Source organism: Prochlorococcus marinus CUG1438 (assembly GCA_017644325.1).
GTDB lineage: Bacteria > Cyanobacteriota > Cyanobacteriia > PCC-6307 > Cyanobiaceae > Prochlorococcus_A > Prochlorococcus_A marinus_AA.
Map to the genome: position 1 here is coordinate 989,446 of JAEPLS010000001.1, position 15,125 is coordinate 1,004,570.

The 15,125-nt window shown below is 30.6% G+C and carries 22 protein-coding genes, 2 tRNA genes and 2 pseudogenes; 18 read left to right on the forward strand and 8 right to left on the reverse strand.

Annotation, left to right across the window (positions count from 1 at the left end; all coding sequences use genetic code 11):
- Positions 1–44: 44 nt before the first annotated feature.
- The 7 genes from JJ847_05595 (at position 45) to JJ847_05625 (ending at position 5,208) form a co-directional block, all read left to right on the forward strand.
- A complete protein-coding gene (locus JJ847_05595) occupies positions 45–464 on the forward strand; it encodes a hypothetical protein (GenBank protein ID MBO6960358.1) in 420 nt (139 codons plus the stop codon).
- Positions 465–501: 37 nt separating this feature from the next.
- Positions 502–936, forward strand: coding sequence for a tetratricopeptide repeat protein (locus JJ847_05600; GenBank protein ID MBO6960359.1), 435 nt, complete (start codon positions 502–504; stop codon positions 934–936).
- Positions 937–940: 4 nt separating this feature from the next.
- Positions 941–1,372: a hypothetical protein gene (locus tag JJ847_05605; GenBank protein MBO6960360.1), complete on the forward strand. Its 432-nt coding sequence runs from the start codon at positions 941–943 to the stop codon at positions 1,370–1,372.
- A gap of 99 nt (positions 1,373–1,471) precedes the next feature.
- Complete coding sequence (locus JJ847_05610) at positions 1,472–3,157, forward strand: trypsin-like peptidase domain-containing protein (GenBank protein ID MBO6960361.1); 1,686 nt, start codon at positions 1,472–1,474, stop codon at positions 3,155–3,157.
- A 348-nt stretch (positions 3,158–3,505) separates the two neighbouring features.
- Complete coding sequence (locus JJ847_05615; GenBank protein ID MBO6960362.1) at positions 3,506–4,309, forward strand: hypothetical protein; 804 nt, start codon at positions 3,506–3,508, stop codon at positions 4,307–4,309.
- Between the two features lie 91 nt (positions 4,310–4,400).
- Positions 4,401–4,670: a hypothetical protein gene (locus JJ847_05620; protein MBO6960363.1), complete on the forward strand. Its 270-nt coding sequence runs from the start codon at positions 4,401–4,403 to the stop codon at positions 4,668–4,670.
- Between the two features lie 127 nt (positions 4,671–4,797).
- Positions 4,798–5,208, forward strand: a complete 411-nt coding sequence (locus tag JJ847_05625) for a hypothetical protein (protein ID MBO6960364.1) — start codon at positions 4,798–4,800, stop codon at positions 5,206–5,208.
- A 103-nt stretch (positions 5,209–5,311) separates the two neighbouring features.
- Here the strand turns inward: JJ847_05625 and JJ847_05630 are convergent, their stop codons facing one another.
- A complete protein-coding gene (locus tag JJ847_05630) occupies positions 5,312–5,596 on the reverse strand; it encodes a hypothetical protein (GenBank protein MBO6960365.1) in 285 nt (94 codons plus the stop codon).
- Positions 5,596–5,787, reverse strand: a complete 192-nt coding sequence (locus tag JJ847_05635; GenBank protein MBO6960366.1) for a hypothetical protein — start codon at positions 5,785–5,787, stop codon at positions 5,596–5,598. Before JJ847_05635 ends, JJ847_05630 begins: the two co-directional genes overlap by 1 nt.
- 508 nt (positions 5,788–6,295) lie before the next feature.
- On the opposite strand from JJ847_05635, the gene JJ847_05640 reads away from it, so the two are divergent.
- The gene (locus JJ847_05640) at positions 6,296–6,967 is read left to right on the forward strand and encodes a hypothetical protein (GenBank protein ID MBO6960367.1); all 672 of its coding nucleotides are present in this window, start codon (positions 6,296–6,298) and stop codon (positions 6,965–6,967) included.
- Positions 6,968–7,315: 348 nt separating this feature from the next.
- On the opposite strand, the gene JJ847_05645 is transcribed toward JJ847_05640, so the two are convergent.
- A tRNA-Pro gene (locus JJ847_05645) sits at positions 7,316–7,387 on the reverse strand.
- A gap of 243 nt (positions 7,388–7,630) precedes the next feature.
- Here JJ847_05645 and JJ847_05650 point away from each other — a divergent pair.
- The 3 genes from JJ847_05650 to JJ847_05660 all read left to right on the forward strand — a co-directional run bounded on the left by JJ847_05650 (position 7,631) and on the right by JJ847_05660 (position 8,901).
- A complete protein-coding gene (locus JJ847_05650; protein ID MBO6960368.1) occupies positions 7,631–7,909 on the forward strand; it encodes a hypothetical protein in 279 nt (92 codons plus the stop codon).
- Positions 7,910–7,986: 77 nt separating this feature from the next.
- Positions 7,987–8,319, forward strand: a complete 333-nt coding sequence (locus tag JJ847_05655; GenBank protein MBO6960369.1) for a hypothetical protein — start codon at positions 7,987–7,989, stop codon at positions 8,317–8,319.
- 18 nt (positions 8,320–8,337) lie between these two features.
- Positions 8,338–8,901, forward strand: a complete 564-nt coding sequence (locus JJ847_05660; protein ID MBO6960370.1) for a hypothetical protein — start codon at positions 8,338–8,340, stop codon at positions 8,899–8,901.
- A 12-nt stretch (positions 8,902–8,913) separates the two neighbouring features.
- Here JJ847_05660 and JJ847_05665 read toward each other — a convergent pair whose 3' ends face one another.
- Together JJ847_05665 and JJ847_05670 are read right to left on the reverse strand one after the other, a co-directional pair.
- Positions 8,914–9,084, reverse strand: a complete 171-nt coding sequence (locus tag JJ847_05665) for a hypothetical protein (protein ID MBO6960371.1) — start codon at positions 9,082–9,084, stop codon at positions 8,914–8,916.
- A gap of 203 nt (positions 9,085–9,287) precedes the next feature.
- Positions 9,288–9,363: transfer RNA gene (locus tag JJ847_05670), tRNA-Pro, on the reverse strand.
- Positions 9,364–9,474: 111 nt separating this feature from the next.
- Between JJ847_05670 and JJ847_05675 the strand changes: the two genes are divergently transcribed.
- Together JJ847_05675 and JJ847_05680 are read left to right on the forward strand one after the other, a co-directional pair.
- On the forward strand, positions 9,475–10,743 hold the full coding sequence (locus JJ847_05675; protein MBO6960372.1) for a hypothetical protein: 1,269 nt from the start codon (positions 9,475–9,477) through the stop codon (positions 10,741–10,743).
- A pseudogene (locus tag JJ847_05680) lies at positions 10,743–10,922 on the forward strand (NAD-dependent DNA ligase). The gene JJ847_05675 and the pseudogene JJ847_05680 overlap by 1 nt, the downstream one beginning before the upstream one ends.
- Positions 10,923–11,042: 120 nt before the next feature.
- On the opposite strand, the gene JJ847_05685 reads toward JJ847_05680, so the two are convergent.
- Positions 11,043–11,213 (reverse strand): hypothetical protein, encoded by a 171-nt coding sequence (locus tag JJ847_05685; GenBank protein MBO6960373.1) that lies wholly within the window; start codon positions 11,211–11,213, stop codon positions 11,043–11,045.
- Positions 11,214–11,392: 179 nt separating this feature from the next.
- Positions 11,393–11,647, reverse strand: coding sequence for a poly-A polymerase (locus JJ847_05690; GenBank protein ID MBO6960374.1), 255 nt, complete (start codon positions 11,645–11,647; stop codon positions 11,393–11,395).
- A gap of 220 nt (positions 11,648–11,867) precedes the next feature.
- On the opposite strand from JJ847_05690, the gene JJ847_05695 reads away from it, so the two are divergent.
- From JJ847_05695 to JJ847_05715, 5 genes are all read left to right on the forward strand, one after another.
- On the forward strand, positions 11,868–12,020 hold the full coding sequence (locus JJ847_05695; GenBank protein MBO6960375.1) for a hypothetical protein: 153 nt from the start codon (positions 11,868–11,870) through the stop codon (positions 12,018–12,020).
- Between the two features lie 7 nt (positions 12,021–12,027).
- Positions 12,028–12,429, forward strand: coding sequence for a hypothetical protein (locus tag JJ847_05700; GenBank protein MBO6960376.1), 402 nt, complete (start codon positions 12,028–12,030; stop codon positions 12,427–12,429).
- Between the two features lie 97 nt (positions 12,430–12,526).
- Entirely contained in the window at positions 12,527–12,694 is a 168-nt protein-coding gene (locus JJ847_05705; protein ID MBO6960377.1) for a hypothetical protein, read from the forward strand.
- A gap of 216 nt (positions 12,695–12,910) precedes the next feature.
- Entirely contained in the window at positions 12,911–13,639 is a 729-nt protein-coding gene (locus JJ847_05710; GenBank protein MBO6960378.1) for a response regulator transcription factor, read from the forward strand.
- Positions 13,636–14,796: a HAMP domain-containing histidine kinase gene (locus JJ847_05715; GenBank protein MBO6960379.1), complete on the forward strand. Its 1,161-nt coding sequence runs from the start codon at positions 13,636–13,638 to the stop codon at positions 14,794–14,796. The genes JJ847_05710 and JJ847_05715 overlap by 4 nt, the downstream gene beginning before the upstream one ends.
- Before the next feature lie 7 nt (positions 14,797–14,803).
- On the opposite strand, the pseudogene JJ847_05720 reads toward JJ847_05715, so the two are convergent.
- Positions 14,804–15,004, reverse strand: a pseudogene (locus tag JJ847_05720) (hypothetical protein).
- Between the last annotated feature and the right edge of the window lie 121 nt (positions 15,005–15,125).

Consider the following 15,125-nt stretch of genomic DNA (forward strand, 5'->3'; position numbering starts at 1 on the left):
CATAAGATAATTTTTATATACATTATTTATCTAAGTTAAAAATCATGGATGAAAATAAAGTAGTTTCAATTGACAAGAATAAAGAACCAGATATTGACACTCGAGGATTTATTTCTAAACAAATAGAATCTTTTCCTTTATTAGAAAAGGATATCCTTAGATTAAGTTTAGGTTTAGGAGAGTCTTATGAAATTATGCATACAAATGATGAAATAGCAGAAATATTAAATGAGACAAAAGAAACAATTGAAATAAATTGGTCAAATGGAATGAAAAGACTTAGAGATGTCTCTAAAAAAGAGAAATTAAGACAAGAAAATGAAGATGCATATAACGAGATTAGATTACAAATGCACAATAGAGTAATAAAAAAACTTCGCTCACTTAAGGAAGAGTGGAAACTTGAAAATATAAGTCAGGTCACAGAAAGAATTATGCTTGCTTTTTTTAAGAATGATATTTAAAAAATATTTTGTAAGAAATTCTATATATCCTTGACTTATGACTGAACCAAAAACTATTTCTGAACTCATGAAACTTGTAATGGAAGAGTGTAAAAAAGGCAATATTAATAATTCAATCATTTATTTAAATGAGGCAATAGAAATTAAACCGAATGATGCCAGGTTTTATATAAGTCGCGGGACTTTTAGAGGAACAAAAAACTATGAAGATGCGATTGAAGATTATACAAAGGCAATAGAAATTGAACCTAATAGTGTTTTTGCTTATCGATTGCGTGGAGATTCAAAGAGTAAATTAGGAGATTATCAAGGAGCAATTGATGACTACACAAAGGCAATAGAACTATTTCCTAATAAACCTAATAAAGCATATTTATATAATTATCGTGCAAGTGCAAAGCGTAAATCAGGAGATAATGAAGGCGCTGATGAGGATGATAGAAAAGCAGAGAAACTCAAAAATATTTTTTAAATTTATGGCAAAAGATTTTCGTAATATTGAATATCATACAAATCAAGATGGAGATGGACTTAGATATTATGCGTGCTCAACATTAAATACCAAAAGGAAAGAGTTGAGCTTTCATAAAAATAAAGGAGCTATTGTTCAAATGAGATGGGAATTAAATATAGGTGAAGATATTAAAAATCTTAGTGAGACTTTTAATTTTACTCCTCAATTTGGAGAGTTTGTTGAATATCAAAATTTATTTGATTACATAAATCAATTTTGTCGCAAAGAAAAAAATATGAATATGAAAATTACTGATCTCCAAGTTTCCTGGCAGAAAGATTTTTTATTCAAAATAAACCCCACAACTCTAGAACTTGGATACTTATGGATTAGTGACTTAGAACAAATTACAAAGAACTATAAATTGGATAACGATGAATGGATTGAAATTTAATTTGCTTTAATTTCAGAATTTGTTTATTTAAGGTTCAATAAAAAGATTAATCAATTTTAAATAGTTCTAATAAAATTAAAATATTGTGAATTTGCATAAATGAGAAAATTAATATTTTTAATTTTATTTTTATTTTCATTTTCTACATCAACGCTTTATTCATTTAATTTTTTAAACAATAGAGTTTTTAAGTGTAGAAAAAATAATTATGGATTTGAAGAATTATATAAAAACGCCAAAAATGGAGTTGTCGTTGTAAAAACACCAAAAGGTTCAGGAAGTGGAATTGTTATTAAGCACCATAAGAATTTAACTTACATTATTACAAATAGTCATGTGGTTGATAAATATAAAAGAGTAGCAATAGTTTGGTCTAATAAAGAAGTTGATGGAGGTTATGTATTATCTAATGGCTTAATCCCTAGAGAAAAAGATATTTCTGAATCATTTAAAAATGAAAACAATCTAAGTAAAGATCTTGCATTAATAGTCTTAAAAGGAACTAAGGGTACTTCATTAGAGTTTGATAAGAATGATCCACCTATTGGACGAGAGGTTATAACTGTTGGTTCTCCAAGTGGATTGGATTACACAATTACAAGAGGAATTATCAGTGGAATAAGGTCTGAGGGTGAAATTATTCAGACTGATGCAGCAATAAATGAAGGAAATTCTGGTGGTCCTTTATTAAGTTTGAATGGATGTGTCATAGGCATAAACACCTTCAAAATTTCTGATAAAGAGGGTTTGAATTTTGCTATTTCACGAAAGGCTTTTGATAATTTTGCTGAAAAATTTCCTTTAGATTCAGATATTGTGAATATTGTTAGTAAGGTGGATTTATCCAAAAAATCAATTGCCAAATTTTATTTAGGGGATAAAACTAAAGGTCTGCCTCCCTTTTATGATGATAGATTCAAATGGGATTATTATAAATTTGGAACACCTGCTTTCATAAAGGAAATTGAATTAGAAATAATCAGAGATTTAGATTTTGCACTTTTATTTGATAAAGATAATCCAGATATCTATTTAATAAGTGCTCCTTTTAAAGCTGCGATTGCGCATACCTATCAACATTTTGATAGTCCAATGAATAAATGGATGGAAGGGTTTAGGGAACTTGCATTATATGATCTAAATAAATTAGAAGAATTGAAACCTAGTAGCTTGACGCCATATTTTTATAAGTACAAATATATTTACAGTGATCGGGGGCTAACTTACACCCCTCCATTCTATGAAAAATATAAACAGAAAAAAAAATATTACTTTGAAAAAATTAAGAATAAAGAAGCTACTGATCATAATGATTTTTACTATAAAGCATTTGTTTTTTATAAAGATAGAGACTTTAAAAAAGCCCTATTAAATATAAATATGGCTTTAGATCTTTACCCAAACAGATCTCTTTATAATTATTTGAAATCAAAAGTAAGCAGAGACTTAGACGAAAGTCTGTTAGCAATAGATAAAGCAATACTTTATGCTACTCCTCAAAGTGAAGTAGCTTTTTTCGAACAGAAATATAATCTTTTTAAATATAGGTATAAAGATGAAGCAAGAGCCTTAGAATTTGCAAAAAGTATTAAAGGAAAGTTAAAGAATGCTTCTCGTTTTTATGGGGATCTATTGCCATTTCTATTTGGCATAAGTATGGATGCCGAGAAATTGCGAGATATGAAATTTGCATGTGAATTAATTAAAATCAGATATGAAAAAGGAGAGCATTCAATTGATCTCAAAAGATATCAATCGAATTCCTGCTCACTTTATCTCAGATAAATATAAAAAAGTAATAGCAAGCTATAGCTCAGGAGGGGCTACTGGAGGGGCAAATCTAAATATGAGACTACTTACAAAATAAAAAAGACAGCTTGGGAATGCTTTCTATGACTTGGTTTTATAAGAGTCGGGGCGACAGGATTCGAACCTGCGACCTAGTGCTCCCAAAGAACTAGGATCGTTTAAGCTATAACTAAGACTTATTGTGCTAACAGGACTTTATTAAAAAAAGTACGGACTAGATCGGTCTAATTTGATGTGATATGCGTGTCATTTGCGTGCCTTATGGCTTAAAGGAAAGCTTGGAATTAATTTTTCAAATATAATTAAAACTAAAAAAAGAATCCCTTGTTAAAAGATATACAAAAAGAAGTCGATGATTTAAAGAAAACTCTTCTACCTTTACTAGGCAATGAGAGGACAAACTTTCTTCGCGATTTAAAGACTTATGTTTATGTTTACTGTGAGATTTCGGAAGACAATAAACGAATACCTATATATATAGGTAAAGGTAAAAGTGATAGATGTTTTGCTCATTTAAATAATCTTGAAGATATTTCTAAGACAAAAAATAGAAAAATTACAAATTTATTATTAGAAAAAAAACTTAGTATCGATATTCTCGCTTATGGATTAGACAACCAGACAGCATTATTAATTGAATCGGCATGCATCGATTTAATGGGTATAGATAATTTGGCAAACTTGGTAAGGGGGCAGGGAGAAAATTGTAAGAGAATACCACTTGCTGAATTAACAAATCTTCTAACGGAAAAGACTGTTGAAGTGTTACCTGAACATAAAGGAGTTTCAATCCTTATCAACAAATGTTTTAAGCCAACTTTTGGAGATTTAGAAATTTTTGAATATACAAGGGGGATTTGGCCAAAAAGCATGATGACAGTCTCAGGAGATTCAAAATATGCTTACGCGACATTTAAAGGGGTAGTTAAAGAAGTTTATGAAATACATAGTTGGGTTCCAGCTGGTACTCAAGAATATTTCACTAGAGAATTGGATCCAGAAAGATTGTCTGCTTGTAAATGGGAATTTGTTGGTAGAAAAGCGCCTGAAGAAATAAGGAAACTTTATGTCGGTAAAATCATTAAAAAAGATAGGAGTTATGGATCATCATTTATACCTGTTGGGTAGTTAATAAGTACCAAAAATGAATAATTCCTTGTTTTTTCCTTTTTTTTTCGTAAGTATGCGTTTATAGGCTTTCACATAGGAGTTGACGACTATGCAAATTCCAGACGAAATGTTGAAAGAAATTAGAGAAAGTGGATACGATCAAGAGCTTGTATATAACTACATAAGAGAACTATTAAACAGCGATAAACAAATTAAAGAAAATAACAATCTAGAGCTTATGGACAATTACTTATTAGACAAAGATCTACAAGAACCTGCTGCTGAGATAGTGATGGCAGCAGAGATTATAGACAATTACTTATTAGATAAAAGATTTATGAGAGAGCTTGAAGATGTGGATGAATATGATGCTGCTTAAAAAAAACTTAAATGTTTGATTGATTGACAGTCGATCTAGAAATCTGAATTTAAATATAAATTAAATGCCTTTTAAATTGTCGTTCTTAGATTGAAAGTATACTATTTAATTAAAATTTTAAAGTCTGATGAGAATTATTTTATTTATAACTATTTTTTTCTCAATCCTTCCAACAACCTCAAATGCGAGTATAAGAATCACGCAATATAAAAGCAATTCACGTTGCGATACTGCATACCATAAGGCTCCAAAAGGTTCACCTTGTTATAAAATAATTCGAACAAATGATGATGACCCTTCAGTATATATATTGGGTAGAAGTTATAGAGATTTAGAAAGCAAAAAGTCAAAAAAGCCAATCCCTTGGAGTGGGAAAAATGCTTCTGACGGTGATTCTTTAACCTCTTATACTCTCGAAATACGAATCCATTGGCTAGAAAATGAAGCGAGAAAAAGTAAAGGACTAAAAAAACTTAAGTGGGAAGAAAGATCTTATAAGTTAACTGATAAAGGGCGTCATGAATACTCAAATTGGTAAAAATGATAAGAAACGCTTACTACTTCTAGTACTAGCTTTGCCTAGGCTATTAATGCTGAAAACTTCTATTTTAGTTATGACATTATTAATTAATAGAAAACAATTATTCTTTAGGCCACTGATGAGGAACTAAACCGCCAAGAGCCGCTTTATTTCTTGGAGTGTCTTTAAAAAATGCCGCATCACATTGTCTACAGCCCCAAGTCCTATTAATAGGAAAATCTGGAATACAGCCAATTAAATAAATATTGTCATTAAGGAAATCTTCTTCGGTTGGATAACCAAGAACAGCTTTTCTCACTTCCTTCTTATTACATTTGGGACAGATAGTTGGTTTTCTATCAGTAATGAACCAATCTTCCCGTTCTGGTATTGGCTTGCAGTTCATTAATCTAACTCTAAAGGTATTTCCAATATTGGATTTTTAATACCTAATTCCTTTGCTGAATTTCTCATATTCTTATCAGCCTGTTTCATTTCCTGATAAATCTTTTTATCTTCTTCAGTTGCCCAACTTTCTAGCTTTTTGCCTGTTTGAGCCATAGCTAATAATTGAACATATCTTTTGTTGGTTGTCATTTCTTGCCTCCTATTGCCACAAAAACATTAACGACTGCAAAAGTAGCAAATATGTATATAGATAACAACAGCAAAATTCCAGATTAATTAAATTCTAATGATACCCATAAACTATTTGCGTGAGTTTTGCGTGAAGCAATTATTTGCGTGAATTAGGTATTAGCTTAGACTTACTGCTATAACTGATCGGGGCGACAGGATTCGAACCTGCGACCTAGTGCTCCCAAAGCACAAGAGATGTTTTTTAAGAGATTTGTAAGAGCTATTGCTATTATTGAATTCTTATATGATCGTGGGGCATTCTTGAGACAGAAAAAGTGGCCTAGATATTGCTTGAAATAGCATGATATTAGTCAAGAGGGGCTCTCGGAGGTGCTCTTCAAAGACCTAGTTTTGGGTCGATAATTTTGATGTAATTATTTTTTGAGTTTGTTTTAATTGTTTAATAAATTCTTTCTATGAATTCTATACATAGTTAAGGTTTGATTAATTTCTAAAAAAAAAATAAATGTTTAATTTTTGTATAAAAATTATTTCGCAGGCAACTAATTTACGCCTCATAAAGGCCTATGGCCTTTATTACTTGATATTAATTGTAGGTTTTTCTTTTTTAGTAGAAATAACGATATCAGTTCCCTATTTATATATCATCGCAATTATAGTTGGGACAATAGCTTCTTTCATCTATAGAGTTATTTTTATAAGTAATATTCGTTTAGATAATTATGAAAACCCACCTGTTATTGAAAAAAATAAGAGGAAGTTACTTTTAAAATCTTGGTTATTGTTTAGAAACGAGTTTGTTGCTACTTTTTTTGCGGGTTTGGGATTAATCTGTTTTATTTGGCCAGGGATAGTTCTCTTAAAGAGATATCAGTATGTAATTTTTATTACAGAAGATCTTGAATTAGGTCCTATAGAGGCTCTTAGATTAAGTAGAAAATTAAGTGAAGAAAAAGGTTGGCAGGCTTTTAATGCTACTTTGATTTCAGGTTTGTTGGCTTCTTTGCCCGTTATGGTTTTTTTCATTTTTAATCAATTTATATATAACTTACTCTCAATTATTTATTTGCAGTGGATGACTCAAACTTTATATGTCCTTATCCTTATGCCAAACTATAAAATTTATAAAGAAAATTTTGATTTTGATCATAAGAAGATAATCAACAAATCTGCTTAAATCATTCCTTATTTAGACAAACGGACATTTGATTTTTAATCAAAAAATGCTTCTATATATATAGAGAAGTTTTTAAAATGGAAGACCAAAAAATGAAAGCTATCTCCGAGATAGTGAAGATTATCGAGCAATGTAGATATGATGATGAACTATCGGAAGGATATAAGAGGGAGATATTAGACCAGGAGAAAGTATTCGACTAGAGGGGCAAAAGGAGCACCAATAGGTGCAAGTAATAGCAAGCTATAGCTCAGGAGGGGCTACTGGAGGGGTAAATCTAAATATGAGACTACTTACAAAATAAAAAAGACAGCTTGGGAATGCTGTCTATGAATTGGTTTTAGAGAGTCGGGGCGACAGGATTCGAACCTGCGACCTAGTGCTCCCAAAGCACCCGCTACGCAAAATGCGACAGCCCCCACGAGAAACAAGTGATGCTATAGCTTATTAGTTGGTATTAAAAGAGAATTTATGAGTCTTAAAATGTAGAAAGATATAGCAAGGTAGTGCATAAATAAGCAAAATCTCGCTCAAATCTCGCTCACAAGCAAACTAGTGCTCCATAGGCAATAGGTCTAATCAATTTATAGTGGTTCAGATTGACAGGCGATCTAAAATCAGAGGGATAAAGTCTTATTTTTAATTCATATGTTACTTTTCGGCATGGTTCTATCGTTTTTAATTCCATTTGGGATCTGGTTTGCTCTTCGCTCATGGAAACCTAAAACACGAAAAAGGTATGCAGCAAAGTTTTCTCTTTGGTCGTTTATTATTTTTAGCCATTATTTAGGTTATCCAATTGCAAGAGCAATTTTTGGAATTGAGAGTAGATATTTACCAGGTTTGGATCAAGCTATTCCAGGCGTTATTGTCGCAGGTTTTATAGGATCGCCTATTACCTTTGGTATTGGTTATTTAATTGCTAGGAAAAAATTTAAATAGTGAGTGTAAGAAATAAAATTATAACTTTTTGAGTAATTGACATTCGATCTAACATAGAGGGATAAAACCTCTTTTTAATGGATATTTTTGGAATTATTATTGGATTAGGGCTTTTCTTAATATACGCTGTTTTATTTGCATCAACAATTAATAGTTTGTATGGGGGTGGTTTTGTTATATCTAGAGAATGGTGGGATGATGATTATAGGAAATTTCGTAAAACCACCTTCAATAGTAAGATTAAAGGTATTTTTTTAGCGTTACTGATACATGGTATTTATTGTTCAATTATGGCAATTTGCGCTTATCTAAAAGTTGAAGGCAAAGGCAACACTGATGGCCTAATGATTATGTTTAGCATAATATTCGGACTTCTTTGTATGTCTAGGGATCCTGGGGACCTTTATTAATATTTTAATTTTTGAGTAATGAGAAAAGAAACTACTAAAATACAAAAGTTTGATGCTCCTATAGATGCTTTAATCTCTGCTTTTCACAGTGGCTTATTGAAGAAACTCGATAAAGAATTGTTTATGCATGAGTCATATTCAAATGACCATTTTGAGTTAGAGAGTTACAACACTGCTGACACTATTCCGGTGGCAACTTTTTTGAGAAATGAGCAATTACCAGATGAAATAATAAAAAAACAATATTTATATGTGTGTTCTTTTGAATGGGAAACAACATTAGGAGGTAGAGAAAAATTTAAGGAATACTTCGGGAATGGGATGGATATATTGGAAGCATTAGATAAGAGCAGTGAAGGCCCCAAGATTATAAAAACAAATCATTTGCTTTTTGAGATTCGGGGTGATCGTTGGAATAATAATGATGACATTAATTGGGTGAGACTGGCTCTTTACGCTTGTGAAGATGCATCTTCTCATCAAGAAGCAGCAGAGTGGATGATGAATGAACTCACGACCAAAGGTAATGAAATGTATGACGCCGATTACTTCAAAAAAGGGACATTGGAGATATTAATTTAAAAAGCTTACTCATTAAATAAAAAATTTGTTTATCCCTTTATTTAAAGTTAATTCTTGAGTGCCTTTCATACAGCCTCCAGTTGGATAGCTGATAACCTTTTTTGAAATTGCACCAATACCAATAGCTATTAAACCAATACCTAATATTGCTTTTGATCTTTGACTTGAAAACAGAGATTTCATTGTGATTGTTTTTTTTAATAATAGGAATAATTGGGATTATTTTGTGAATGTAATTATCATTTTGAGTGATACTATTCGGCAAAGTATTGCAAGGTATAGCAGAATCTCGCTCAAAGCTCGCTCAGTCTCATCTTTCTAATTTTTGGCAATAAAAAAGAGAGTCTGGGAAACTCTCTTGTATGACTTGGTTTTGATTGAGTCGGGGCGACAGGATTCGAACCTGCGACCTAGTGCTCCCAAAGCACTAAGTCCCCTCTAGTGAGACAAAGGTATCTATGCTATAACTGAAGTCATACTATGAATAAGACTGCACGAGACTGCACACTTTTGCATTTATAGGTTGTAATTCCACGGATTTCCGTAGAAAATAGGACAGCACTAGGTTGTTTTATGTCTGCAACAGAAAGTTGGGTTAAAGAGTTTAGATACGCTATTAAGAGCAAGATTGGTTCTGGTTGGCAAGTTTCAAACGATAGAGGAAATATGCGTCTTTTAGTAGGAAATAAGAAAGAAGGATTCTCATCAATAAACCTTCCTTTTGCATGGCAGAAAGATCAATGGCCAGATGCTTTTGACTTTATAAGGATTGGTGCGGAAGCATATTTGGAAAGCAATAAGAAAATACCTTTAAAAACTGCTTTCAAATTAACTAAGCAAACTTCTACAGAAATCCAACTTGATTGGGAAAGAGCTTTAGTTAATTACAGAAAAGCAAACTCTTTCGCTATTGGAGAAGCTACTTGGAAGAAAAAGCACTTGCCTGTTTTAGAAGGAGTTATGGAATATATGAATCGAACCAAACACAAACCAGAAAATGCAAAGACTTTATGTAAGAAAGTTCTTAATGAATATAAGCATGGCCAATATAAAAAATTAATTGGTTGGCAATTTGGAACTCAAATGAGAAGACACATGAGAATTTCTCTAAATAAGTTTCTAAATTATTGCGTTAGGGAGGAAGACTTCCCATCTTATTGGCTTCCTCCAGAACTTTCTATGGAAGAAAGGTTGAGCAATAACCAAGTCAAAACAAATAAGAGAATAGGTTATCCATTAACTGATTTTCAAATCAATAGATTGGTGGAAGCTTTTGACTTTAACCCAGATAATGAGCAAGCACAAAAATGGAAGTTTGCTGTCCAACTGTGTGCAGTATTTGGTCTAAGACCAGAAGAGCTTAGACATTTGGTAATAAGAAACAAACATAGTAAAAAACCAGAACTTTGGTGTACTTATCAGAAGCAAAATTCTAGGGTTAGAGAAAGACAATTATTAGGTTTAAAGGTTCTAGATTTAGATGGAACTCCTTTTGATTGGTCAGAAGGATTAATCGGAAGATTAGCAGCGGGAGAAAAATTACCAGAAATACCAAAAGGAAAAGGAGGGCAGAACCTTGGTCAGTATTTAAGAAGAAGAAGTGTTAGTGGCTGTTGGGAAGTTTTATGCCATGAAGCTCAATCAGAAGGTCTTGAGTTAACTCCATATAGTTTCCGCCATAGATATGCTTATGTTGCTCACACTAGACCGCAAGATGATGGAACTATGAGATCACTAACTCAAATTGCGGAAGCAATGGGACATGACCCCGATACAAACTTGAAATCTTACGCTAGATTCCAAAATAAAAATCTAACCAAAGTATTTGATAGGGTCGGATAATGAGCACTTATCTAGAAGAAAGAATTAATTGGTATGACGAAAATTATCGTAATGGTAATGCTCTAATTTCTGATGCTCAGTTCGACCAATTAGAAAACAACTTAAAAAGAGTTAGTCCTAATTGTGATTACTTCACTAATAAGAAAGCTCTTCCACTTCCTTCCCTTCCCACCGAATCAGAATTGATGACTTATTGTGATTTCTTTAAGAATATAGCTGATACAAATTAGATTTGGATAAAAAAAAGAGGGTTTAAATAAACTAAACTCCTCTCTTTTTAATCAGTTACAAATAAGAATTTAATCTATTGAGTCACTCAATTGCATGTCTTTTTGTGCTTGTTTGATTCTTACTTCAAAGACTGATTGTCTATATGGAGTTACTTCTCCATTTTTTGTTGCTAAGAGCTGTGCTTGATGAAGCCTATTTGCTCTTTTGATTTTGTCTCTTATTTGTAAGAGGTTATTCATGGTCTTATGCAGTTAATGAGAATCCCGTTCCCTATTCCCATGTCATGCGTCCAGTTATATAAATATTGGATGAACGTAAAATAAAAATAACATTCAATAATTATCATGGCGAGAGTGATTCTTACTAAATTACCGTACTCTATAAAAAATCTTTAAAAATAGTTTTTAATAAAATAATTCTAAATAGAAAGTTTATCTAGAGGTAAAATATTTTGGACCATGATTGTGTCATGATAGTCTTCATTATCTAATGTTTTGTAAAATCTCCTAGATTGAGGCGATTTAAGAGAATCATTATAATTTTTGATTAATACCGAATCATCCAAAAGAGATATATTTTCTCTTTTAAAACTTTCTTCATAAGAATATTTGATATGTCCTATCTCTTTTTCTTGATTAGAGCTTTTGGGTGAAGTTGAATTTTTTGAAGTCATTATCTTATTATTCTTTTTTATTTAATGTCTTCAATATTCAAGGGGTAAAAATATAGGAGACTTCCTAGAATTTAAGATTATTTGATTAAGAAGTTATTAAGCAGAAAATAAATTTGTTTAAAAAACTTCTAAATTTCTAAACTAAATATTTTTCTAATAGTCAAAGTTTATTTAATAAGAATTTAATTCAAAGTTAACAATAGAGACCTATAAGATAAACATGAACAAAAATCAACTTATTAACTTCATTACATTTTCAATTCTTGAAAGTAAAAGAGTTGAAGACAGATTATGTAGAAAAGAAATTCATAGCTATCTTACCCAACTAAATAAAAAACAATTAAAAGCAATTACAAGTGAATTTATCATTTAAAAAAAATATGAAAAAGCTACTGGCTGTATTTATTTTTATTCTTACTTCTTGCAGTACAAAAGATGAATTATCCATTACCCAAGAAGAATTATCCATTACAAAAGATGAAATTTCGATTACGAAAGGTAAATCATCCATTAATGATAAAAAAAAATTATTTTATGTAACTAAAGAAACGGCTGTTCGTCTTTGTGGAGGTAAATCCAGAATAATTGAAAGTAAAAATGAAGAAATAATCAAAATAGAAGTAAAGGATTTTTCAAATGTTGAAAAAGAAAAATTTGTTCAATTTACTCTTGTTGAGACAGATAGAAAAGGTGGTAAATATAAAATTGTTAATTGTTATCCAAATAAAGATCCGAAAAAATCGGTAATTAAAACAATCATGACTAATTACAAGTTAAATTAGTCTTGGGTCAACTAGATCAAATGAAAATATTTAAATGAGATTTAAAGATGCTTTAAACTAAATAATCTATAAAAAAAGAGTAGAAATATTTTTTATTATGCATCCAAGCAAAGTAATCAAAGATCCAAAAATTAATGATACTTATTACGATCCAGATGTTGATAAGCTTTATCAATACGTAAAAATTGGTGACTTTCCACCAGAATGGGTTGTGACGAATATAGATGAAGATGACGATTATTATTACGCTTCGATGGGATATTAGTTTTAATATCTATTATTAAATTCAATAAATTTGTCTCTTTAAAATTATGTGTGAGGAAGATTAAAGAGACAATCTAAATTTAGATAAAAGGGTTTAAGGGAAAATTAAAAAGGAAATAAGATTTAATGAAAAAAATAATAATTCAATGTAAATTAAATATGAAATAATTACATCAAATAAATTTGATTATATAAAATTAATTTGTTGGGTTTTCAAATGACTATTAAAGATCATAAAAGTTTGCAGGGCTCAAAAATTCTTCTTGTAGAGGATGATAAGAGTATTAGGCTGACAGTTAGTGAATCATTGAAAGGCGAAGGTTTTGAAGTTTTAACTTTTAAAGACGGTTTAAGTGCTTCAGATTTTATTGGCGAAAATACTAAAAATGATGTTGACCTTATAATTCTCGATTTAATGTTACCAGGGTTAAATGGATTAGAGTTATGCAGAAAAATAAGAAATGAAGAAAATTATACGCCCATATTAATTTTGAGTGCCAAAGATAATGAATCAGACCGGGTTCTTGGATTAGAGGTTGGTGCTGATGATTATTTAACAAAACCTTTTGGTTTAAATGAATTAATTGCCAGATCAAGAGCATTAATAAGAAGATCTAAACGTAACAAAAAAAATATAGAAAAAACAGAGACAATTATCGAATTTAATCACATAAAAATGTTTTTAGAAGAATGTAGGGTAACTTCTTTTGATAGGGAAATAACATTATCACCAAAAGAATTTAAATTATTAGAGTTATTTATGAAAAATCCAAAAAGGGTATGGTCAAGAGATTTAATTCTGGAAAAAATATGGGAAATTGACTTTATTGGTGATACTAAAACTGTAGATGTCCATGTTAGGTGGCTCAGAGAGAAATTAGAAGAAGATCCCTCAGCTCCAAAGTTTCTTAAAACTGTAAGAGGTTTTGGATATAAGTTTGGATGAAAATGAAAACACTACAAGAAGTATTATTATTTTTACATCAGAAGTGGAAAATAAAAGTCAAGCATTTTTCTCAATCAAAAGAAAAAAAATTTGAAATTGATAAAAATAAATATAAAAGAACTATTGATTTCCCATTTGACAAAATTAGACCTCAAGAAATGTTGTCTTGGTTGGATTATTCATCACAAGGATGGATTATCTTATCATCAGATCTAACAATAAAATTTATTAATAAAAAGGCTTTATCTCTTGTTAGGTTCATTAAATATAAAGATATCATTGGAAAAGCAATTAATGATATTAATGAGCTTGAAGTACTGAGAAATAAAATTCTTTACTCAAGAAAAAAAAATTTTCCAATCAGTCTTGACTTCACCATTGCAGGAGAACCTATTTGGGCAAAGATTATTAGAGGAAGTAAAAAGAGTTATTTAATAATGTTGGAAAGTAAATTATCAATTGAATCCATAAAAAAACGACAAAATCAATTAATTAATGATGTATCTCATGAACTGAAAACCCCTCTTACATCTCTTATCTTAATTGGGGATAGACTGGAAGAAGTAATATCAAAAAAGGATAGGTATCTTGTTAAAAGGCTTAAGAAAGAGTCAAAGAGATTGAGAAAAATGGTCGAAGAGACTTTAGAGCTTTCCAAGTTAGAAAGTAGCGAATCTTTTAATAAAAACAAAAAAATATCTATTTCAGATTTGGTTATGGAATCTTGGCAAACATTAAAACCTCTTGCAGAAAAAAAAGATATAAAAATAAGTTTATTTATACCAACAAAATATTATATTGCTGGTGATATTGAAAATTTAAAAAGAGCATTTATAAATATTTTAGATAATGCTATTCGTTACTCCCCATTTAATGAAGAAATTCAAATTGAAATTTTCAAGAGAGATAGCTCTGTTGTTATAAGAGTTAGAGATAAAGGTATTGGATTAGAAGAAAATGAATTTAATGACATTTTTTCTCGTTTTTATAGAGGTGACCCATCAAGGACTAAATTCAAGAAAAGTGGTAGTGGTTTAGGTCTTTCAATAACAAAAAAAATAATCAATAACAATAAAGGTTTTATAAAGGCTTTTAATCATAAAGATGGTGGAGCGATTATTGAAACTATCTTTCCGTGTCTTAATACAGATTTGTAGGGAAAATTTAAAAAATATTAGGACATGATTTTTCTGCAATAAATTTTTTTAAATTCAAAACCCCCTCTCTTGTAAAAAGAATGCTTCCTTCTTTGGAGTCATCTGCCCAATAAGAATCTCTTTTCCCAATAGCTAACCACAGCCTATCAGGTAATGTTGGCATATACATACTCTCAAAAGCACATGTTCCTATGTTATTTTCTTCTTTTTTATGTTCCATTTAAAAAGTTAAGGAAAAAAAATTATTAAGAGCGATTTAAGGTTTAAAGAATGCTAAGCAAAAAAAGACCTGCGTAAAGCAGGTCTTTTTGTGTGTAAGAGATTTTCTA